Annotated in this window: 12 protein-coding genes; 8 read left to right on the forward strand and 4 right to left on the reverse strand. The window is 72.3% G+C overall.

The window, feature by feature from the left end; genetic code table 11:
- Window positions 1-98: 98 nt before the first annotated feature.
- A complete protein-coding gene (locus tag AC5P1C_RS16865; RefSeq protein ID WP_493866655.1) occupies window positions 99-2195 on the forward strand; it encodes a bifunctional glycosyltransferase/CDP-glycerol:glycerophosphate glycerophosphotransferase in 2097 nt (698 codons plus the stop codon).
- Here AC5P1C_RS16865 and AC5P1C_RS16870 read toward each other — a convergent pair.
- Both AC5P1C_RS16870 and AC5P1C_RS16875 read right to left on the reverse strand, forming a co-directional pair.
- A complete protein-coding gene (locus AC5P1C_RS16870) occupies window positions 2180-5038 on the reverse strand; it encodes a stealth conserved region 3 domain-containing protein (protein WP_493866656.1) in 2859 nt (952 codons plus the stop codon). The two genes, AC5P1C_RS16865 and AC5P1C_RS16870, sit on opposite strands and share 16 nt — an antisense overlap.
- Complete coding sequence (locus AC5P1C_RS16875; protein WP_493866657.1) at window positions 5035-6048, reverse strand: hypothetical protein; 1014 nt, start codon at window positions 6046-6048, stop codon at window positions 5035-5037. Before AC5P1C_RS16875 ends, AC5P1C_RS16870 begins: the two co-directional genes overlap by 4 nt.
- A gap of 133 nt (window positions 6049-6181) precedes the next feature.
- Between AC5P1C_RS16875 and AC5P1C_RS16880 the strand changes: the two genes are divergently transcribed.
- The 7 genes from AC5P1C_RS16880 (at window position 6182) to AC5P1C_RS16910 (ending at window position 18515) form a co-directional block, all read left to right on the forward strand.
- Window positions 6182-7918: a hypothetical protein gene (locus tag AC5P1C_RS16880; RefSeq protein ID WP_493866658.1), complete on the forward strand. Its 1737-nt coding sequence runs from the start codon at window positions 6182-6184 to the stop codon at window positions 7916-7918.
- Window positions 7915-9087 carry an acyltransferase family protein gene (locus tag AC5P1C_RS16885; protein ID WP_493866659.1) on the forward strand — a complete coding sequence of 391 codons (1173 nt, stop codon included), beginning with the start codon at window positions 7915-7917 and terminating at the stop codon, window positions 9085-9087. Before AC5P1C_RS16880 ends, AC5P1C_RS16885 begins: the two co-directional genes overlap by 4 nt.
- Before the next feature lie 69 nt (window positions 9088-9156).
- Window positions 9157-9897 (forward strand): class I SAM-dependent methyltransferase, encoded by a 741-nt coding sequence (locus tag AC5P1C_RS16890; RefSeq protein WP_493866660.1) that lies wholly within the window; start codon window positions 9157-9159, stop codon window positions 9895-9897.
- Window positions 9898-9952: 55 nt separating this feature from the next.
- Window positions 9953-10768, forward strand: coding sequence for a TylF/MycF/NovP-related O-methyltransferase (locus AC5P1C_RS16895; protein ID WP_493866661.1), 816 nt, complete (start codon window positions 9953-9955; stop codon window positions 10766-10768).
- A gap of 219 nt (window positions 10769-10987) precedes the next feature.
- On the forward strand, window positions 10988-14482 hold the full coding sequence (locus AC5P1C_RS16900) for a bifunctional glycosyltransferase/CDP-glycerol:glycerophosphate glycerophosphotransferase (protein WP_493866662.1): 3495 nt from the start codon (window positions 10988-10990) through the stop codon (window positions 14480-14482).
- Window positions 14479-17331, forward strand: a complete 2853-nt coding sequence (locus AC5P1C_RS16905; RefSeq protein ID WP_493866663.1) for a bifunctional glycosyltransferase/CDP-glycerol:glycerophosphate glycerophosphotransferase — start codon at window positions 14479-14481, stop codon at window positions 17329-17331. The genes AC5P1C_RS16900 and AC5P1C_RS16905 overlap by 4 nt, the downstream gene beginning before the upstream one ends.
- Window positions 17328-18515 (forward strand): glycosyltransferase, encoded by a 1188-nt coding sequence (locus AC5P1C_RS16910; RefSeq protein ID WP_493866664.1) that lies wholly within the window; start codon window positions 17328-17330, stop codon window positions 18513-18515. The genes AC5P1C_RS16905 and AC5P1C_RS16910 overlap by 4 nt, the downstream gene beginning before the upstream one ends.
- Before the next feature lie 40 nt (window positions 18516-18555).
- Here AC5P1C_RS16910 and AC5P1C_RS16915 read toward each other — a convergent pair whose 3' ends face one another.
- Together AC5P1C_RS16915 and AC5P1C_RS16920 are read right to left on the reverse strand one after the other, a co-directional pair.
- The gene (locus AC5P1C_RS16915; RefSeq protein WP_493866665.1) at window positions 18556-19470 is read right to left on the reverse strand and encodes a class I SAM-dependent methyltransferase; all 915 of its coding nucleotides are present in this window, start codon (window positions 19468-19470) and stop codon (window positions 18556-18558) included.
- 71 nt (window positions 19471-19541) lie between these two features.
- Window positions 19542-21791, reverse strand: a complete 2250-nt coding sequence (locus AC5P1C_RS16920) for a bifunctional glycosyltransferase/CDP-glycerol:glycerophosphate glycerophosphotransferase (protein WP_493866666.1) — start codon at window positions 21789-21791, stop codon at window positions 19542-19544.
- Window positions 21792-21836 lie beyond the last annotated feature (45 nt).

A 21836-nucleotide genomic window follows, 5' to 3' on the forward strand; every position in this document is an offset into this window, starting at 1 on the left:
CCTTTGCCCGTTCTCGTCAATTTCTTTGCCTCCGTTCACCCCAATGAGTGATCCACGGTCTTCGACAGGCCGTGTCCGGCTGACTACCGTCGGTGTGCATGTCGCGCTTCTCGGTTGTCGTCCCCGCCCATCGCGTCCAGGGCTACCTGCGGGAATGCCTGGACTCCGTGCTCGATCAGAGCCGCGCCGATCTGGAGCTGATCGTCGTGGACGACGCGTCGCCGGACGCGTCCGCCGCGATCGCCGCGGAGTGTGCGGAGCGCGACGCGCGCGTGCAACTCGTCCGCGTCCCGGAGCACGCGGGTCCGGGCCAGGCCCGCAACATCGGCGCGGACCGCGCCACCGGCGTCTACCTCCTCTTCCTCGACGGCGACGACCTGCTCCTGCCGGGCGCCCTGGAGGCGATCGCCGACGCCCTGGCCGATGCCGAGGAGCCGGATGTCCTGACCTTCGCCCACGACCGCGTCGACTGGTGGGAGAGCGTGCGCGCGGGCGGCGACGATCTGGCGGGTGACCCCCTCGCCGTCACCGTCGCCGCCTGGAACCGCGTCTTCAGGCGCGGCTTCTGGCAGGAGCGCCGCCTCGCGTTCAGCGACGGTCCCTACGAGGACGTGGTGCCGGTGCGGCGCGCGACCCTGGCCCCCGGCGCACGCGCCGTCGTCCTCGACAGGGCCTGCGTCCGCTGGCGCGAGCGGCGCGGCGGCAGCTTCGCCACGTCACCCGGCCGGGCGCACTTCGCGGTCATCGGGCGGTACGAGGAGCTGCTCGCCGCCGCGGACCCGGCCGACCGCGCCCGGCTCGTCCCGCACGCGGCCGCGCATCTGCTCGCGGTGCTCGACGACCCCGGGCGCATCGCACCGCGCGACCGGCGTGACTTCTTCCGCGGGGCGGCCCGCCTCTACCGGACGTACGGTCCCGCGGGCCCGGCGCCCACACCGGGCGAGAAGGCCCTCGCCACCGCCTCGTACGCCGCCTACGAAGCGCAGCGCAAGAGCCGCTCCCGCAGGAAGCGCGCCACCCGGAAGCTCAAGGAGCAGAAGAAGAAGCTCCGCGCCCGCGCCATGCGCGTCGCCTACCGCGCCGACCTGCGCCGCCCCCTCGACCCCCACCTCGCGGTCTACGGCGCGTACTGGAACCGCGGGATCTCCTGCAACCCGGCCGCCATCCACGCCAAGGCCCGCGAACTCGCCCCGCACATCAGGGGCGTGTGGGTCGTCTCGTCCCGGCACAAGAACCGCGTACCGGCGGGGGTCGAGTACGTCGTCGAGGGCTCGCGGCGCTACTGGCAGGCCATGGCCAGGGCGACGTACCTGATCAACAACTCCAGCTTCCCCGGCGGATTCACCAAGCGCCCCGGCCAGGTCTACCTCCAGACCCACCACGGGACCCCGCTCAAGAAGATGGGCCTGGACCAGCGCCGCTACCCCGCGGGCACGCACGGCATCAGCTTCCAGAAGGTCCTCGACCACACCGACCAGTGGGACTTCAGCCTCTCCTCGAACCCGCACTCCACGGAGGTCTGGGAGCGGGTCTACCCCTCGACGGCGTACCAGGCCCTGGAGGCGGGCTATCCGCGCAACGACGTCTTCTACACGGCCGGTGACGGTGAAATCACCCGGATCCGCGAGGAGTTGGGCGTCGCGGACGGCCGGACGGTGCTGCTCTACGCGCCCACCCACCGCGACTACCAGAAGGGCTTCTCGCCCCGCGTCGACCTGGAGCGCTTCGTCGGCTCACTGGGCCCCTCGTACGTGGTGCTCGTGCGCGCCCACTACTTCTACGGCGCCGACGCCGGCCTGCGCGGCCACCCGCAGCTCGTCGACGTCACCGGGCACGCGCGCGTAGAGGAACTCTGCCTGGCCGCCGACGCCCTCGTCACCGACTACTCGTCGCTGATGTTCGACTACGCCTGCCTGGACCGCCCGATCGTGACGTACGCCCCCGACTGGCAGGCGTACCGCCTTGCCCGCGGCACCTACTTCGACCTGCTCTCCGGTCGCGCGGGCGAGACGCCGGGAGCCGTGGCCACCACCGAGGACGAGCTGGCCGAACTCTTCCGGAGCGGGGAGTGGGACACGGCCGACACGGCGCGGCTGCGCAAGGCCTTCCGGGCGCGGTTCTGTCCCTACGACGACGGGGGCGCCGCCGAGCGGGTGGTGCGGTGGCTGTTCCTGGCCGGTCAGCCCCGCCCGTAGGGCCGGTCAGCCCGCTCGTAGGGGGAGCGCACCGGGAAGTACGCCGTCAGGAACGCGCGGATGGCCAGCGCCATCTCCTCGTCGGCGAGCTCGCTGTCCGGGGACTCGCCGATGCAGAAGGCCGTCTTGTTGCGGCCCTGGAGCAACTGGCCCAGGCGCGCGTGGTCGGCGCGGCTCCCGATGTCCACGAAGTCGTACGCGATGCCCGAGGGGACGGCACGTCCTGTGAGGTACGCGTAGTGGTGGTGCAGGGACGACACCAGGGAGATGTCGCTGTTCGAGCGGAACCGGCTGCGCGCGGTGGCCCCGAGCTCGTCGGGGAACCGCTCGGTGAGCTCCGCGAGGACGCTGCGGTGCAGGGCGTAGGGCGCGTGGAAGAAGCTGTGTGTCGTCGTCCTGCCGAACTCCCGCCGCAGCAGCTCCCGGTTGTTCTTCGCGGCGGCCAGATAGCCCTCGTCGTCCGGTGAGACGGGCAGTGCGGGCACGGACGCCGACGACCAGAAGAAGCGGGAGGTGCCCGAACTGAGGAAGAAGGTCTCCGGGGTGGTGGGGCGGCCCAGGAACATGTCGTCGTTGAGGTAGAGGAAGTGCTCCGACAGGCCCTCGATGCGGTGCAGTTGACTCTCGATGGAGTGGGAGTTGAAGGTCGGGAGCGCGTCGTCCGGGTCGGCGAAGAGGTCGCGGTGGTCGACGACGGTGACGTCCGGGTGGTCCTGGTTCAGCCAGGACGGGGTCTGGCCCGCGGTGACGAGGTAGATGTGCCGGATCCAGGGCGCGTACATCGCCAGGGAGCGCAGCGAGTAGCGCAGCTCGTCCCGGTTGCGGAAGCGGACGGCGCCGTGGTCCGGCGACGACCCGTCGTCGGGGCCGCCGAGGGCCGCGTCGCGGCGGGCGCGCCACTGGGGGTCGGAGTCGTCGACCCAGGTGTAGACGGCGTCGACGGGGAAGTCGATGTCGCCGACGAGGAGTTGGGCGAAGACGTCGAGTGTCGGGTACGTGCGGTCGGCGACGCGCAGGGTGGCGGTGGGGGAGAGGGAGGGGAGTTCGGATCCGGCGAGCGTGGTGCCGAAGGGGGCGCGCCGGGTCTCGGCCCCGTCAGCCGCCCCGCGGTCCGCGCCCCGCGGCCAGAACGCCACCGTGCAGGCCTGCCCGACGCCGTGCCGCAGGGAGAGTGTGGTCGTGGTCACCGGCTTGAAGAGCCGGACGCCCGCGACTTCGCCGATGCCGTCGAGACGCTCGGCGAGCACGACTCCGGGGGCGGCGTCGCGGGGGTTGACCAGCTCGGCGTAGACCGGCTGCCCGTGCAGGGACTCGGCGAGCGCCTTGAGCGCGCCGTCACGTTCGTCGTCGGCCACGGCGAGGGTGTGCGCGGTGCCCGACGTGCGGACGAGGACGTAGGGGATGTCCTGCGACTCCAGGGCGGTGGCGGTGAGTTCGAGGTTCCAGTCGGTCATGTCGGGCGCGAGGACGTCGTCGCGGCGCTCGGCCAGCCGCCCCACCGAGCGGATGACGAGGCCGGTGGTGTCGGCGGCGGCGATCTCGTCCTCGCGGGCGCGCTCATCGGCGCCGGGCGCGGCGTCCAGGGTGTACGGCGTGGTCGGCCGGAAGCCACTGCCGCCCGACGCGATGCCGAGCGCCACCCGGTCCGCGCGGTCGTCGAGCCGCTCGGGGGCGTCGCGCCGGGCCACGAGCCGGGAGTACAGCTCCTGCCAGCGGGCCGTGACATCGGTGGCGGAGAAACGGGCGTAGACGCCTTCGCGGGCCGCGTGGGCATAGGAGCGCCGGGTCTCCGGGTCGCCCATCAACTCGCTCATGGCCGCAGCCAGTTCATGCACATCGCCGGGCGGCACGAGCAGCCCGTCGACGCGGTGCCTGACGATCTCGGCGGGCCCGGTCAGGACGTCGTACGCGACGACGGGCACACCCGCGGCGAGCGCTTCGAGCAGCACGAGCGGGAACGCCTCGTTGTGCCCCGCGGTCATCAGCGTGAGGCCCGCCTTGGCCCACTCGGCGGCCATGTCCTGGCAGGGGCCCAGGAGTTCGACGCGGTCCTGCAGCCCGAAGCCGTCGACCAGGCGGCGCAGGTGCTGCTCGCGGTGGCCGCCGCCGAAGACGCGCAGGGTCCAGTCCGGATAGGAGTCGGCGACCTCGGCGAAGGCCCGCACGGCGTGGTCCACGCGCTTCTCGCCGGTGAGGCGCGCGGCCATGACGATGACCTTGCTCTCGCCGTCGGCGCGGGGCCTGAAGCCGTCGGGCACGGCGTTCGGGATGACCGCGAGCTCGGGGGCGGTGGCGCCGAGGGACTCCGCGATCCAGTCGCGGGTGCGCTCGGTGAGGGTGACCAGGGCGTCCAGGCGCGGCGCGTGCAGGAGCAGGGGCTCCCCGGAGGGGCCGCGGCGCTGGGTCGGGCGGTGCTCCTGGTGCACGGTGACGACCCTGGCCGGGACGAGCCCGACGGCGGCGGCCATCAGGGCGGGCGTCGTGGTGACCAGGATGTCGGCGTCCAGGGTGGTCAGGGCGGCGGCCATCTCGACGTCGGAGAGCCGGTCGAAGGCGGACTCCCAGGCGGGCTCGATCAGTTCGCTGGGCAGCGCGGCGAGGGTGCGGCAGGCGGCCTCGTCCAGGCGCGACGCGCGCACCGGCCGCTCGGGCGATGCCGTGCGGTCGACGAGATAGCGGACGGGGAGGCTGCGGGCCTCGGGGAAGAAGGGCTCGGGGCGGGTCCGGAAGACGGAGATGACCTCGACGTCGTGCCGGTCAGCGAGGTGCTGCGCCTGGGTGTAGGTGGCCAGCTCGGTGCCGCCCATCTCGTCGCCCCAGCCGAGCAGGTACGTGATCTTCATGAGGTCTCCTTGGAGATGTCCCAGCAAGTCAGCGCGAAGGCACCGGACTTGGTGAAGTGCGCGTGGGCCCGGATCAGGGCGCCGCTCGGCAGGGCGAAGACGCGGAAGGGCGTGGGGCAGGCGGCCGATGGGTCACGCACGTCGGAGAGCCAGCGGCCGAGGGGGAGCGTGGTGGCGCGGCTCTCCGTCTCCACGTGGAAGTCCCATACCCACTGGCCGGGGCCGACCCCGGCCATGTCCCCGATGGGCAGCCGGAAGCTGAACTCGGAGCCCTCCCAGATCGCCCCGACGGGCACGCTCACGCCGTCCCGCCGCCGCACGGCCCGCGCCTGCCACCGGCCACGGGCCCCCGCCATGACGAGCCGCCCGTGCACGGTGATGCCGTCGCCGCCGGGCACGAACCGCACGAGTTCGGCGCGGGGCCGGGACCGGGTCACCTGCAGCACCGCGCGGCCGGTACGGCACCGGACGACGCGGATGAGCGTGCCGGTGCGGGGGTCGGGGGCGTGGCGGAGGGTGGGCGTGGCCGCCGGTTCGCTCTCCCCGCCGCTGCCACTGCCGTCGCCGAGACCGATGCCGCGCCGCCGGACGTGCCCGCGGGCGTCGGCGGTGACGACCGTGAGCCGCCAGACGCCCTCGCTCAGCCGCGGGTCAACAGGGACGCCGGGGCCAACAGGACCGGGTGCGCCCTCTTCGTGGCGTACGTCGCGCAGGGTGGCGGTCCCGGTGAACAGCGGCCCGCCGTGGGCGTGGTGCTCCAGGGCGAGCGGGATCCGGAACCTGCGGTGGCCGCGCGAGACGAGCAGATGTGCCCGGCCGGCCTGCTCGTCGGGCAGTGCGGCGACGGCGACGTTGAGCGTACGGCTGTCCCGGATCGACAGATGCACGGGCGCCCGGAGCGCCTGAGCCCCGCCGCCGACCCGGCCCGCGGCGGTGCGTTCCGCGCGGAAGCGGGCGGTCCTCGCGGTGGCGACGAGCCGCCGGACGGCGGGCGGCAGAGTCGGGGTCATGGCGTGAACCCAATGTGGTGCATTCGGCCACTTTGCCCGCTGTTACGCGCGGTGCGGGGCGTGGCCGCGTACGGGTCACCCGCCTGGCGGAGGTGAGAGTAACGTGAGGCGATTTGTGTAGGTTACCCACTTAATGATCAGTCCCATCGCGCAGTTCCAGCGCCGCAAGGAATCATCCGGACCACCGGCCGAGGCCCCCTCTTCGGCCCGCCCACCGACCCTCCTGGCCCTGTGCCGCCGCTGGGCCGACCCCGCGTCCATGGCCCTCGCGACCCTCCTGGTCGCCTGGCGCGCGAGCGCGCTCGGCCAGTGGATCGTCGACGACGCCGCCATCACCTTCGCCTACGCCCGCAGCGTCGACGAGGGCCTCGGCCCCGTGCAGCAGCCGGGCGCCGACCCCGTCGAGGGGTACTCCAACCCCTCCTGGCTCGCCCTGCTCGTCGTCGGCCGCAGGCTCGGCCTCTTCGACCACGGCGCGCTGCTGGGCGTCAGCGATCTGGTGCTCTACCCCAAGGCCCTCGCGCTGCTCTGCACCGCGGGCGTCCTTGCCTGCGTGGCCGCGGCGGCGCGGGCCGTGCTGCCGGGGCGGGCCTGGGTGGTGACGCTCGTCGCCGGTGGCCTCCTCGCCGCGAACCTGTCGTACGTGGCGTGGTCCTTCTCGGGGCTCGAGAACCCGTTGTACGCGCTGACCGCCGCCGCGACCGGCGCGCTGCTCGTCCGGGGAGCCGTGCGCGGCACCCTGCTGCGGCCCGCCGTCGCCGTGACCGCGGGAGGCATCGCCCTGCTCGCCGCGCTGACCCGGCCGGACGGCGCGGTGCTCGCGGCGGCCTACCCGGTGGCCGTGCTGCTGTTCCTGCGCAGGGACCTCCTCGCGCGGACCGTGCGCACGGCGGCCCTGAGCTGCGCCGCCTTCGCGCTGCCCTACGCGGTGTTCCTGCTGTGGCGCCGCGCGACCTTCGGGCTCTGGGTCCCGAACACGGCGGTGGCCAAGGCCCAGAAGCCACCGCGGCTCGGTCAACTGGCTTCCACCGGTGAGCTGTTGACGTACGGTGGCTGGGCGCTCGCGCTGATCGGCGCGGCCTGCGTCGGCATCGCGCTCGCCCGCTCCGGGCCTGCCCGCAGGGCCCTGGTGGCGCTGCTCGTCCCCCTGGCCCTGACCCTGCTCGCGTACGGCGTGCTCGGCCGGGACTGGATGGCGCTGTACCGCTTCGCGACCCCGGTGTGGGCGCTCGCCGCGACGGCGCTGGCCCTGGCCGCCGTCACGGTCTGGGGGGCGGGGCGCCCCCGCGCCCGCGTTCTCATCGGCTGCTCCCTCGCGGGCGCCCTGCTGCTCTCGGTCACCGGACAGGCCGCGCAGGACCGCAGGTTCGTCCAGCGCCCGACCCTGTCCATGTGCTTCGTGGCCGAGCGCTACGGCGACACCTTCAACGCGTACGCCCGCCACCTCGGCCTGCGCGACGCCACCGTCGCCCTGCCCGACCTGGGCGGCACCCTGCTCACCTCGCGGCTGCGCGTCGTGGACGTGGCGGGCCTGACCGACCGCCGCGTGGCCGACGCGTACGCGGCCGGCGACACCGCGGCCCTGCGCGACTACGTCCTGAACGAGGTGCGCCCCGAACTGCTCCACGTCCACGCGGCCTGGACCGCCAAGTCGGGCCTGACCGTGCCCCGCCTGGCGGCAGCGGGATACGTCCCCCTCTACCGCGAGGGCAGCGGCGGCGACTTCGTCCGCGCCGACGCCGTACGGGACCCGGCCCGGATCACCGCGCTCCGCGAGCGTGTGCGCCCGGTCCTCGACGCCATGGTCGCCGAGATGCGCCCGGCCGGCTGCGGTCCCGCGCTGCGCGCCGGAGAGGGGGCCTCCGCATGACGACGGCCCTCCCCCGCCAGACCCGGCCCCTCCCGGAACCCGGCGCCGCCGCCGACCCCGTGTCCCGGGTCGACTCCCTCACCGGGATGCGGTTCCTCGCCGCCCTCGCGGTGTTCGTGCACCACTTCACCGGGCTCAGCGCGCACGGCGGGGTCGCCCACGCGCCGCTGCTCTTCCCGTACTCGATCATCGGCGCTACCGGGGTCGACTTCTTCTTCGTGCTCTCCGGCTTCCTGCTCACCTGGGGGCACCGTCCGGGGACCCGCGCCCGCCTCTTCTACTGGCGCCGGTTCGGCCGCATCTGGCCCGCCCACCTCGTCGCGACCGTGCCCTGCATCTGGGTCTTCTACCTCTGGGGCGGCGTGCCGACGGACGCCCTCAGCTTCGTCGCCTCGCTGTTCCTCGTGCAGACGTGGTTCCCCGGCGTCGTCCCGATGTTCCCCGGCAACGGCGTCGCCTGGACCCTCAGCGTCGAGGTCTTCTTCTACCTCCTCTTCCCGTACGCGATCCGCGGCGCCCTGCGGATGCGCGCACGCACCCTGATCCTGCTCTCCGTCGGCGGCCTCGTGGCGATGTGGGGGCTCAACTGGTGGACCGCCACCCACTTCTCCCCCTTCGCCAGTGAGTGGATCATGCGGCACCCGGTGACCCGGCTGCCGGAGTTCGGCGTGGGCATGGCCTGCGCGCTCGCCCTGCGCCGCGGGCACCGGATCCGCCTCGACCCACCGGTGCTGCTCGCCTGCTTCGTCGGGTACGTCGCCCTGCACAGCAACCGCGCGTCCCTGTTCGGCCCGTACGCCGCCGACCAGCTCACGTGGGCCCTTCGGTCGGTAGCGGCCCTCTTCGCGGTCCTCTTCATCGCCGCCTACGTCCAGCGCGAGCTCGACGGGCACCGGGGCTGGCTCTGCTCGCGCCCGATGGTGCTGCTCGGGCTCTGGTCGTACGCCTTCTACCTGCTGCACCAGACCCTCAACCGGCTGATCATCGACACCTGGGGCCGCCCACAGCCCGACAACTCCGCGGTGTTCATGCTCCTGGGCGTCGCGGTCACCGTGGTCGCGCTGTCCTGGGCGATGTTCACGTACGTCGAGGAACCGGCGCGGAAGTGGTGCGCCCGGCGGACTCCGCGCAGGTGGAGCAGGAAGAGGGCGCCCGCGGAAGTGAGTTGACGGCGTGACCGTTTGTCACGGTAGGCGTTGAACGCGAGCAACACGTAGAAGAACCCTGTTGGAGGAGACGTGCACCAGTCCGCGTACGAACAGATGGAACTCTGTGTGGAGCAGTACATGCCCAGGGGGAAGAGCCACCGGGTGGTCGATCTCGGCGCCCGTGTCTCCGACGGGCAGAGCCGCACGCACAAGGCCCTGCTCGAAGCGCGCGACACGGAGTACGTGGGCGTCGACGTGCTGGACGGGCGCAACGTCGACGCGGTGATGACGAAGCCGTACCGCATCCCCGTGAAGTCCCGCAGTGCCGACTTCGTCATCTCCGGGCAGGCGTTCGAGCACATCCCCTTCTTCTGGGCGACGATGCTGGAGATCGCCCGCGTCCTGAAGCCGCAGGGCATCGCCTTCGTGACCGCGCCCTCGCGCGGCCACGTGCACGACGAGCAGGACTGCTGGCGCTACTACCCCGACGGGTTCCGCGCCCTGGCCGCGTACACCCGGCTCGAACTCCGCGAGGCCTACACGGACTTCCCGCCCATGAAGGGCATCCGCCACGCCTACGGCGAGATCGACGCCAAGCACGCCTACTGGGGTGATTCCGTGGGCGTCTTCCAGAGGCCCAAGGACTACCCGGCCTTCACCATGGCCCTGGTGCGCGGCACGACCAACTGGTGGGCGAACAAGGTCGGCGGGGTCGACGGCGTCCCGCTGCCCAAGCCCGTCGATGGCCGCGCTCTCTGCGGCAGGCCGAAGGTAGTGGCGCCGCGTACGCAGGAGGAGCAGACCGTTTCGGCACCAAGTGAAGCGACATGAACCCATGTTGACGAAATGTGACATCACTGATGACTTGCGCGTACTGTCCGCTCCCATGGCATGGCGACGCGCAGTGAATGGCGCATTGAAGCAACTGACCGGATATCAGCTGACACGCAGACCGATGCCGGGCCAGCGCGCGGCGGCACTCGCGGCGAAGTCCGCCCCGGCGTCGAAGCCGAAGCCGAAGGCCCTGAAGCTCCCAGCCGATTACGACGACGAGGCGAAGGACATCATCCGTGCGGTGAAGCCGTACACGATGACCTCTCCCGAACGGCTGAACGCCTTCATCCTGGCCACCCGGCACGTCGTCCGGCACGATATCCCCGGGGACATCGTCGAGTGCGGTGTCTGGCGCGGCGGTTCGATGCAGGCCTGCGCCAAGGCGCTGCTCTCGGCCGGTGACACGGAGCGCGACCTCTACCTCTTCGACACGTACGAGGGCATGACCCCGCCCACCGAGGAAGACCTGCGCCGCGACGGCAAGTCCGCCGAAGAGCTGCTCAAGCTCCAGGGCAAGGACCGCCCGATCTGGGCGGTCGCCTCCCTCGACGACGTCAAGTCGGCCTTCGAGAAGGTGCCGTACCCCAAGGAGCGCGTGCACTACGTCCAGGGAATGGTCGAGGAGACCGTCCCGCGCGAGGCCCCCGAGCGGATCTCCGTCCTGCGTCTCGACACCGACTGGTACGCATCGACCAAGCACGAACTGGAAGAGCTCTACCCGCGGTTGGTCAGCGGCGGCGTCCTGCTCATCGACGACTACGGCTACTGGCAGGGATCGCGTCAGGCCGTCGACGAGTTCCTGGACAAGACCGGCGAACGGCTGCTGCTCCTGCGCATGGACGAGGGTCGCATCGCTGTGAAGCCATGACCCCGCGGCGCGCGTCGGCTCCAACCAACTGAATACGGCAGGTACATGAGCGGGCTCCGTGCCCGGCGGCCCCGAGCCGCCGGGCACGGAGCCCGCTTGCGCGATCACTCGAATGGCTCTGGGCGGGTGACCCGGAAGGACGGTCGTTGTTAACCGGGTGGCCCCCAGCAGGACGCGCAGCCGTGCCCGTCAGTTCTCCGGAAGGAATGTGCGCACCGCATGACACCCCGACTCGCCGTCGTCGTCCCCGTCTACAACGTCGAGGAGTTTCTCGCCCCTTGCCTCCGGTCACTGGCCGAGCAGACCATGCCGGACCTCGAAGTCGTCATGGTCAACGACGGTTCCACCGACGGGAGCCCGCGCATCGCGCGCGAGTTCGCCGCAGAGGACGGCAGATTCCGGCTGGTCGAGCAGGAGAACGCGGGGCTCGGGGCGGCCCGCAACGCGGGAGTTCGTGAGGCGCGGGGCACGTATCTGGCGTTCGTCGACAGCGACGACGTCGTGCCGCGCGACGCGTACGAGCGGATGCTCGCGGCGCTCGAGGCGTCCGGCTCCGACTTCGTCACCGGCAACGTCCACCGGCTGCGGTCCGGCGGCAGGAGCGAGCAGTCGCCGATGTTCCGCAAGATCATGGGGACGGACCGCTGCGCGACGCACGTCACCCGCGACTGGGACCTGCTAGGCGACCGCATCGCCTGCAACAAGGTCTTCCGCAGGGACTTCTGGGACCGGCACGCCTTCGCCTTCCCGGAGGGCGTCCTTTTCGAGGACACCCCCGTCACGATCCCCGCCCACTTCCTGGCCGGATCCGTCGACGTACTGAAGGAGCCCGTCTACCTCTGGCGCGACCGCGACGGCTCCATCACCAACCGCCGCGCCAAGCCCCGCGCCGTCCGCGACCGCACGGCCGCCGTCCTCGCGGCCGGCGGCTTCCTCGCCGCGAAGGCCGCCGAGACGGCGGGCACGCCGCAGGCCGAGGTCTTCGCCGAGGGCAAGCGGCGCTATGACACGACGGTGTTCTCCGGGGACCTGTGGCTGTTCATGGAGGCCCTGCCGCACGGCGACGCCGCGTACCACGACGTCTTCATGGAGCAGGCCAACGCCTTCCTGGACACCGTCGACCCCGCCGTCGTCGCCGCGCTGCCGCTCGCCCTGCGCGTGCGCTGGCAGCTCATCCGCGGGCGCCGCGTCACCGACCTGCTCGCCTTCATGGCGTACGAGAAGTCCCACCCCGGCGCCTTCCGCGTCCGCGGCCTGCGCCGACGCCGGGCCGACTTCCCCGGCATCGGCGGCCTGCCGCGCGAGACCGTCGGCCTGAAACGTTCCGATCTGCCGCTCACCGCGCAGCTCACACACGCCGCCTGGGACGAGCAGGGCAGGCTGCGGCTCAAGGGCTACGCCTACATCCCCAACCTGCCCGCCGGGCGCGTCGGCGCGCGCGCCAGGGTCGCCTGGCTGCGGGCCGGGCGGCGGCGCGTCCTGCCGCTGAAGCTGCGCACGGTGCGGGCGCGCGAGGCGACCTACCGCTCCAAGCAGGGCCTGCACAGCTACGACCGGTCGGGGTTCGAGACGGTCATCGACCCCCGCAGGACCGTCACCAAGCGGCGCAGCACCACCTGGAACGTGGAGATGGGCGTGGTCAGCGGGCTCCTGCCGCGCACGGGGCCGGTGCGGACGGGCAGCGCGCCGCGGCTTCCTGTGCGGTATCTGGAGGAGTTCCTGCGGGTGGCCGTCACCCACAGCAAGGGCCGGATGAGGCTGCGTACGGAGCGGGTGGCGGCTCGGCTCGTCACGCACGAGGGATGCGGGGGCACCGTCCGGCTGCACGGCAGACTCGCACCGGGGGAGTCCCAGGCCGTCGACGCCCTGCGCGTGGAGAACTGGCACACCAAGGAGGCGCACTACGTCCCGGCCCTGGTGAAAGGCCGTGACTTCAGCGCCGATGTGCCGCTCGGCCTCTTCCACGCCGGTGAGGACGAGCGCACCGGCACGCCCCGCAAGGCCGATCCGTGGGGCGTCGCGATCGTCCGCGAGGGCGGCGACCGCACACCGCTCGCCGCCTGCCCCGACGTGCCGCCGGGGCGTTACGGACTGCTGCCGGGGCGTGAACTCCTCGTCCTGGCCAACGCGTCGGGGAACCTGGAGCTGCGCGACCAGACCGTGCGGCCGCTCGTCGACACCGTGACGTGGCAGGACGAGCTGCTCATCGAGGGCAGCCACCCCGACGCGGCGGCCCGCGCCGCGGAACTCGTCCTGGTGCACGCCGGCCACGGCGACGAGAACGTGGTGCCGGTCCGCGTCGAGGGCGGGCGGTTCGCCGCGGCGCTGCGCCCCGATGCCCTGCCCGGACCCGGAGGCATCCTGCCGCTCGCCGAAGGACGCTGGAACCTCTTCCTGCGCGAGCCGGGCGAGCGCGACCCCGAGCAGTACACCGCGGTGTGCGTCGCGCCGGGCAAGGGCCGCGCGCTCCCGCTCGTACGCACCAGGGCAGGCCGTGACATCACCCTGAAGCGCCACGCCCACGACGGCCTCCACCTGCGCTCCGGCTCCGCGCTGCCCATGGACGACCGGGGCGGCCCGCGCCGGCGCCAACTGCGCGAGATGTACGCGGCGCGGCGCGGCGAGCCGCTGCGGGACGCCGTCCTGTACAGCAGCTTCGACGGACGGCAGTACTCGGACTCGCCGCGCGCCGTGCACGATGAACTGGTCGCCAGAGGCGTGGAGTTGGAGCACCTGTGGGTGGTCCGCGACCAGCAGGTGGCGCTGCCCGAGAGCGCCACGCCCCTCGCCCAGTGGAGCGCCGAGTGGCACGAGGCCCTGGCCCGTTGCCGCTACATCGTCACCAACACCCAGCTGCCCGCGTGGTTCGAGCGCGCCGAGGGCCAGTACGTCGTGCAGACCTGGCACGGCACCCCGCTCAAGCGCATCGGCCGAGACCTCGCGGGCCACGCCTCCGGAGACCGCGCCTACATGGCGACGCTGCCGGGACGCGCCGATCAGTGGAGCCTCCTCGTCTCCCCGAACCGCTTCTCGACGCCCGTCCTGCGCGGCGCCTTCGGCTACACCGGCGAGGTCCTGGAGCGCGGCTATCCGCGCAACGACCTGCTGCACGCCGCCGACCGCGCGAAGGTCGCCGCCTCCGTGCGCGAGCGGCTCGGCATCCCCGAGGGCAAGCGCGTCGTCCTGTACGCGCCCACCTGGCGCGAGAACCACTCCAAGCAGGCGGGCCGTTACGCCCTCGACCTCCAACTCGACCTGGACGCCGCCGAACGCGCCATCGGCGACGACCACGTGCTCCTCGTCCGCAGGCACTACCTGGTCGGCGGCACGGTCCCCGGCTCGGACTTCGTACGCGATGTCACGCGTCACCCCGACGTCAGCGAACTGCTCCTGATCAGCGACGTGTTGGTGACGGACTACTCGTCCCTGATGTTCGACTTCGCGCAGACCGGCCGCCCGATGCTCTTCCACACCTACGACCTCGACCACTACCGCGACACCCTGCGCGGTTTCTACTTCGACTTCGAGGCCCAGGCGCCGGGCCCGCTGCTCGCCGCGGGCGACGAGGTGATCGAGGCGCTGCGCGACCCGCGGGCCGCGACCGCCGCGTACGCCGACGCGTACGACCGATTCCGCGAGGTCTTCTGCGATCTGGACGACGGGCGAGCTGCCGCCGGTGTCGTGGACGCGATGCTCGAAGGAGGCCGTGCATGACCACGCCGGAACTGCACGACGTCAGCTGTGTCGTGGTCGCGGGAACGGACGTCGAGGCGCTGCGGCGGTCCGTGCGGTCCGTGCTCGACCAGGCGATGGGCAACATCGAGGCGGTCGTCGTCGACCCCGGGACGGACGGCCCCGCACGCGACGAGGCCCGAGCGCTCGCCGCCGACCAGCCGCATCGGGTGCGCCTGGTCCCTGCCCGGAGCGCGCTGTCCGTGGCCGCATCGCGGAACCTCGGGCTCGACGCGGCCCGCGGGCGGTACGTCATCGTGCTCGGCGAGGGTGAGGTCCTGGAGCGGCATGCCTGCCGGAACCTCTTCGACGCCGGGCGTTCCACCGGCGCCGATCTCGTGGCCGGACGCTGGACGCGCCTCATGGGCAGCGGCAAGAAGGAGCGCGGCCCCGGCTGGCAGGCCCAACTGCACGCGAGGACAAGGAGCGTGGAGAAACTGGCCGACGCACCCGAACTCGTCACGAGGGACTCCCTGATCGCCGGGTTCTGCGTCCGCAGGGACTTCCTCGACGGCGCGCGGCTGCGGTACGCGGAGGACCTCGACCACAGCGAGGTCCTCTTCGGCGTCGAGGCGGCCCTCGCGGCTCGCGGCATCACCCTCGTACCGAACCTGATCACCACCCACCGCGCCGCGCCCGCCCCAGCCCGCGAGGCCCCCGCCGTCGCCGGGGCCCACGACCGCGTCGCCGGACTCCTGGTGGGCCTGGGCCGACTCGACCTGGGCGACCTGCGCGAGCGGGCCTTCCTCACCGACCACGTGCTGCCCTGCGCCCGTACGTTCCCGCGGCTCACCGCGCAGGACCGGCGCCGGGCCACGGCCGAACTCGCCCCGCACCTCGAAGGCCGCGTGGACGCGCGCGCCCTGGACGCCCTCGGGCCCGTGGAGCGGGTGTGCGTGCGGCTGCTGGCGGAGGGCGACGCGGAGGGCGTGCTCGCGGCGGCGTACGGGCTCGGCCGGCCCGGGGTCGTCGTCTCGGAGCTGACCGAGCGGGAGGGAAAGGTCTACTGGCGGGCGGACGGGCTCGACGACCCTCGCGTACGAGAAGTGCTCGACGTCACCGAACTCAGCCACCAGCAGCGGCAGTTGGATGAGGTGCGCCTCCTGAATCGCCTCACCAGATGCACCGTCGAAGGCGGCAGCGCGGTCATCGAAGGGCGCGTCGTCCTGCCCGGCGCCCTGCTGCCCGACCGGCCGCCGCTCACCGCCCGGCTCGACGTGCGGGCCCGCGGCACGGGACGGCGCGCCTTCCGCGTACCCGTGGAGGAGGTGCACTACGACGGCGGCGCGGTCCTCTGGCGCGCCACGCTTGCCCTCACCGCCGGGCTGCGGGACCTCGGCATCGGCGACCGCGCCTGGGAGCCGCGGCTCCGACTCGCCGCGGGTGGGCAGGACATGGCCACCGAACTCGTCGCCGAGCGGGAGACCGTGGGGGCGAGCCAGGCGCTCACCGTCACCGGCGCGAACAAGCTGCAGCTGTGCCTCGTGCCCCGCCATCGCGCCGCCCGCACCCTGCGCGCCGCCCTGCACTACGCCACGCACTTTCGCCCCGCACGCAAGCTGAGGCTCCGGCTGCGCGCCCTGCGCAAGAGGTGGGACAGGCTCAGCGGCAAGGCGTTCAAGCTGCGCGTCTATCGGCAGGTGCTGCGACGGCTGCCCGTCAGCAAGGGCTCCGTGGTCTTCGAGAGCCACATGGGAAGGTGCTACGGCGACAGCCCGCGCGCCGTCCATCAGGAGATCGTCGACCGTGGCCTGCGGATCCGCAGCATCTGGTCGTACGCCGCTTCGGCCGACGGATTCCCCGGATCGGCCCGCCTGGTGCGCCGTTGGTCCTGGCGCTACCTGTGGGCGCTCGGCCGCGCCGAGTTCTGGATCGACAACCAGGGCTTCCCGCACGCCCTGGCCAAGCCGCGCCACACCACGTATCTGCAGACCTGGCACGGCTCCGCGTACAAGCGCATGGGCTTCGACGAGGCGCGCCTGAAGACGCAGAACGCCCCGCGGCGCGAGCGGCTCCAGCGGGCCGTCGACCGCTTCGACCACTTCCTGGTGCGCTCCGAGCACGACGTGCACACCCTGGCCCGCGCCTACGGCATCCCCGACGAGCGGCTGCTGCGCTGCGGCTACCCGCGCAACGACCGCCTGGTCGCCGCGCGCGCCGGGGACGAGGCGTCGGGCCGCTTCCCGCGGCCGTCCGTGGCCGCCGACCTCGGCATCCCCGACCACAAGACGGTGGTGCTCTACGCGCCGACGTTCCGCGGTCTGCCCAAGAACGGCAAGGCGGTGCGACTGCCCCTCGACGTACGCAAGTTCGCCGACCGCTTCGGCGACACCCACGTCCTGCTGGTGCGCGCCCACTACACGGAGACGGCGAGCCTCCCCGTGTGCCCGCCGGGTACCGCAGGCTCCGTCGTCGATGTATCGGCCCACCACGACGTGAGCGAGCTGCTCTGCCTCGCCGACGTCCTGGTGACCGACTACTCGTCGATCATGTTCGACTTCGCGCTCCTTGACCGGCCGTTGGTGCACTTCGCCCCGGACCTCGACGCGTACGCCGCCGAGCGGGGCAGCTACTTCGCGCTGCGGGACGAGGCGGGTGGGCCCGTCGTCGAGACGGAGGAGGAGCTGCTGCGCGTGCTCGGCACGCTCAAGCACGCCGACGGCGCGTGGGCGGAGCCACGGCGGGCGTTCGCCGCGCGGTTCGGCGCGTACGACCAGGGGCGGGCTGCGGCAGGTGTGGTGGACGCGCTCTTCGGCGAGCGGTTCGGGAACACGCAGAGCACGCAGAGCACGCAGAGCACGGAGAAGACGGAGACGAGGGGCGGGGCATGACCACGACGATCGCGACCACGACGCGCCCGACCGCGACCGCCGCGAAGAGCCGCGACCTCTTCCTCGTCGCGAACACCGTCGACGAACTCGGCGGCGTCACCGCCTGGGCCCACCAGATGGCCCGGCTCTTCCAGGGCAACGGCCACCGCGTGCACGTCATCGGCATCCACGAGGCCGAGCTGAAACTGGTGCTCCCCGACGACCTCGGCTACCCCGTGACCAGCCTCTACCGTGAGCACCCGCCCACCCCGCGGCCCGCGCGGGGCCTCGGCCGCCTCGACGTGGTGGCGCGGCGCCGCGAGTCGGCACGGGTCGCCGCCAAGCGGCGCACCGTCGACCGGCTCTCGGAGCTCTTCCGCGCCGCACGCCCCGGCGCGGTCGCCATCGTCACGCAGGTCTGGCCGATGGAGTGGATCAGGGAGGCGGACACCGCGGGCCTGCTCATCATCGGCATGAGCCACGAGTCGTACGCCTACACCCGCGCCTGCCACCGCTACAAGGCGGTCAAGCGCAGCTACCCGTCCGTGGACCGCTGGCTCGCCCTCACTCAGGAGGACGCCGACGACTGGATCGCGGACGGCATGCACAACGTCGGTGCGATGCCCAACGCGCTGGCCCACCTTCCCGCCGTGCCCTCGCCCCGGGCGGGGAAGGTGGTCTGCTCCATCGGCAGGCTCGCCGACCAGAAGGGCGTCGACATGCTCGTCGACACCTGGGCGCTCGTGGCCCCGCAGCGCCCCGACTGGACGCTGCGGATCTACGGCGCGGGCGCGGACGAGGCCGACCTCAAGCGGCAGTGCACGCGCCTTGGCCTGGACGGTTCGGTCCAGTGGCGGGGCCGCACCAGCGATGTGCCGGGCGTCCTCGCCGAGAGCTCACTGTTCGTGCAGTCATCGCGCGGCGAGGGCTTCCCGCTGGCCCTGATGGAGGCCATGGCCAGCGCGGTGCCGTGCGCCGCCTTCGACTGCGCACCCGGCGTGCGCGAGATCGTGCGCCACGGTGAGGACGGACTGCTCGCCCCCGCCGGCGACATCGAGGCCCTCGCGGACCGCCTCCTGCGCCTGACCGGCAACCCGCGGCTGCGGGACGCGATGGGGGAGCGGGCGCGGATGAACGTGCAGCGGTTCTCCGAGGCGCGGGTGCTGGAGCGCTGGGAGGCGTTGTTCGAGCTGCTCGAGAGGTAGAGGGACTGACGGGGCCGCCCCGGGGCGGCCCCGTCGTACCTCAGGAACGTCCCGAGCGCGCCAGCAGCGACGACAGCAGACCCCTGGCCCTGCTCCCCGCCCCGGCGGACCGTGTGGCCGGTTCGGACGCCCGCATCTCCGGCGCGGCCTCGCCCGCGTGCCGTGACACCGGCTGCTCCGGCGACTTCGCCTTCTTGCCGCTGATCCGGATCATCGGGAAGCCCGCGACCTCCTCGGCGCCGTGCCACATGTCGTCGCGCTCCTTGAGGAACGCCGCGAGATCGGCGTGGATCGCGTCGTAACTCCCCCACGTCCCATAGAACTTGGTGGCCGTGATGCACAGCGGTTTGAGCCCCGTGCTCGCCACGGCGCCCCACGTCGCCGCGGCCACGCCCGGACAGTGCTCGGCCCGGAAGTCGTCGAGCACGACGATCCCGTCCTGCCCCAGGACCTGCTGCGCCGCGGCGATGTCCGCGTGGACGTGCTCGTACAGATGCGAGGCGTCGATGTGCACGAAGCGGCAGCTGTCCGCCTCCACGTGCGCGGTGATCCCGGAGGACGGCTCCTGGACGATCTGCGGCAGACCGTCGTGGAAGGAGCGGTAGTTGGCCTCGAAGGCGCGGCGCGTGAGCGTGGAGTACGACTTGCCCATCTCCGCGGAGTTGGCCTTGTCGGGGGCGGGCGAGTCGAAGAGGTCACAGACCGTGAAGGTCTCGTCCGCGCGCAGAAAGGCGCCCATGAAGATGGCGCTCTTGCCCAGATAGGCACCGAGCTCCACCAGATCACCGTGCTCCGCCCGGTCGAGCTGCCGGCTCAGGATCCAGTCGAAGAGCACCTGGTCGACCGGGTGGAACCACCCCTTCACATCGGAGAGCCTGCGCGGGCGCGGCAGCTCGCCGGTGTCCTGGCCGGCCGGGGTCGCGGTCGAGGAGGTGGTGGCTGAAGCGTTCTGCATATCTGGTCCCAGGGATGGGGGGAAAGAGGACAGTGCGGCGGACGCGTAGTGCCGTCAGGAGCACGGTTCAACTAGAAGCGCGGAGTGGGCCGGGAGGCGTCGGCTCGCTGCAGCGGCTCGTCGGTCACCCCTGCGGCCGGTGCCGGGTGCCGGTCCGCCAGTGGCGCCACAGACGGTAGACCCCCGGCCTCACCGAGCACCACACGTCTCACAACTCGTTCAGCGGCCCGACCGTCGTCGTACACGCAGAAGCGGTTTCGGAACGCCGCGCGCAGCTGCGCCGAGCGCGATCCGCACCAGTGACCGGTGGCGAAGATGTCGGTGAGCTCGTCCTCGCTGCGGGCGACCGCGCCCGGCGGGAACTGGCGCACGTCGAAATAGGTGCCACGGGCCGCCTCGTACGCCTCCCAGTCGTCGGCGTGCAGGACGACGGGGCGGTCGAGGTTGGCGTAGTCGAACATCAGCGACGAGTAGTCCGTGACCAGGGCGTCCGAGGCCAGGCAGAGGGACTCGACGCTCGGGTGGTCCGACACGTCGATCAGGCGACCCGACGAGGAGGCCAGAGGTGCCCCGTACGACTGATGGGCGCGGCTCAGGACGACGAAGCGGGGGCCGAGGCTGTGCAGCATCCGCTCCAGGTCGAGGGAGTGCAGCTGCGTGTGACGGTAGTCGCGGTGGGTGGGCGCGTAGAGGATGGCGATCGCGCCACGGGGGATGCCGAGGCTCTCGCGCAGGCGGGCCACGTCCGCTGAGCTCGCCCGCTGGAAGGCGTCGTTGCGGGGGTAGCCGTACTCGAGCGTCGTGAACGAGGCGGGGTACACGCGCTCCCAGACCAGCGTCGAGTGCCGGTTGGCCGACAGGACGTAGTCCCATTTGTCGGCGTTGCTCAGGAGGGTGCCGAAGTCCATGCCCCGGGCGGCGGCCGGGCGGTCCTGGAGGTCGAGGCCCATCAGCTTCAGGGGCGTTCCGTGCGTGGTCTGGATCATGACCTGGCCGGGGCGCTTGATGAGCCTGCGGTCGAAGTTGACGTTGTTCACGAGGTACTTGGAGCGGGCGAGGGCGCTCCAGTAGGCCGCCGTGCCGGGGCGGATCCTGCGGGTCGCCGTCGGCAGGGTGTGGTGATGGGCGGGGTCGGCGATCCACGCGGTGCGGATGTGCGGGGCGTGCTCGCGCACAGCGGCTTCCAGGGCGCCGGGGTTGCAGCCGTAGCCGCGCCCCCAGTACGAGGAGAAGACCGCACGGTCGGCGCGCAGCGGCAGGCGCAGCTGGATGCGGTAGTGCAGCTGCAGCGCGGCACCCTTGGCGCGGTGCCGCGCGGTCGCCACGTACAGCCTGGCCCTGGACCTCAGCCGCAGCGCCGTCCACAGGGTCCGGTACGTGCGGTGCGTGCCCAGGCGCACCAGCGCGTGCCGCAGCCGGGTGCGGGCACGGGGGCGGGCGCCGGGGACGTGGTAGCGGCGGTAGTGGGAGCGCGCCCTGCGCAGGAACGCGGGGCGGCTGCCGCGCGGGAGGCGGTCGCGCTTGGTGAAGATCGTCGAGAGGTGGTCGACCATCCGCCGGAAGAGGACGGGCCGCCAGGCCGCCGAGAGCTCCGGGTGCTGGTCGAGGAACGCGAAGAGCCGCTCGTACTGGTCGAAGACGTCGAAGTGCCGAGGGGTCGTGGTGCGCAGGATGCTGCCGCGGCGGCGCTGCAGGTAGTGCACGCAGACCCGGTCGAGGGTGGCGATCGAATCCGCCTTCATGAGGACGGGGTAGGTCCAGGGGGTGTCTTCGTAGAGGCCGGGCGGGAAGGAGAAGCCCTCGCGTCGGATGAAGTCGCGGCGGCAGGCCTTGTTCCAGGCGATCATCAGGAGCTGCAGCAGGTCGGGCCGGTCGCTCAGCAGGAAGGGGGCCTCGCCGTCCTCCTTGAGCAGGCCCGCGAGCTGGTTGCGGACCTGCTCGCCGGACCAGAAGACGCGCGCGTAGTCGTAGATCAGGACGTCGGGGTCGTCCGTCTCCTTGATGCGGTCGGAGATCGCGTGCAGCGAGCCCGGGGTGAGGGTGTCGTCGCTGTCGAGGAAGATCAGGTAGTCGCCGGTGGCGTGCTCCATGCCGGCGTTGCGGGCCCGGCCGAGGCCGACGTTCTCCTGAAGGTGGACGGCCTTCACGCGGGGGTCACGGGCCGCGCACTCGTCGATGAGGGCCCCGCACGCATCGGGTGAGCAGTCGTCGACCACGATCAGCTCGAAGTCCGTGAACGACTGATCGAGGACCGATTCCAGGCATGCGTGCAGATATGCCTGCACCTTGTACACGGGCACGATGACACTGAACCGGGGCAAGGCACATCCATGGGTCGGCGCGGGCATACTGCCCTCAAACGCCCA

The organism is Streptomyces sp. A18, from assembly GCF_059026065.1.

Coding starts and splice junctions, on each gene's coding strand:
- AC5P1C_RS16880 (WP_493866658.1), top strand. CDS start 6,182: ATGATCAGTCCCATCGCGCAGTTCCAGCGCCGCAAGGAATCATCCGGA.
- AC5P1C_RS16885 (WP_493866659.1), top strand. CDS start 7,915: ATGACGACGGCCCTCCCCCGCCAGACCCGGCCCCTCCCGGAACCCGGC.
- AC5P1C_RS16865 (WP_493866655.1), top strand. CDS start 99: ATGTCGCGCTTCTCGGTTGTCGTCCCCGCCCATCGCGTCCAGGGCTAC.
- AC5P1C_RS16910 (WP_493866664.1), top strand. CDS start 17,328: ATGACCACGACGATCGCGACCACGACGCGCCCGACCGCGACCGCCGCG.
- AC5P1C_RS16905 (WP_493866663.1), top strand. CDS start 14,479: ATGACCACGCCGGAACTGCACGACGTCAGCTGTGTCGTGGTCGCGGGA.
- AC5P1C_RS16900 (WP_493866662.1), top strand. CDS start 10,988: ATGACACCCCGACTCGCCGTCGTCGTCCCCGTCTACAACGTCGAGGAG.
- AC5P1C_RS16895 (WP_493866661.1), top strand. CDS start 9,953: ATGGCATGGCGACGCGCAGTGAATGGCGCATTGAAGCAACTGACCGGA.
- AC5P1C_RS16875 (WP_493866657.1), bottom strand. CDS start 6,048: ATGACCCCGACTCTGCCGCCCGCCGTCCGGCGGCTCGTCGCCACCGCG.
- AC5P1C_RS16915 (WP_493866665.1), bottom strand. CDS start 19,470: ATGCAGAACGCTTCAGCCACCACCTCCTCGACCGCGACCCCGGCCGGC.
- AC5P1C_RS16870 (WP_493866656.1), bottom strand. CDS start 5,038: ATGAAGATCACGTACCTGCTCGGCTGGGGCGACGAGATGGGCGGCACC.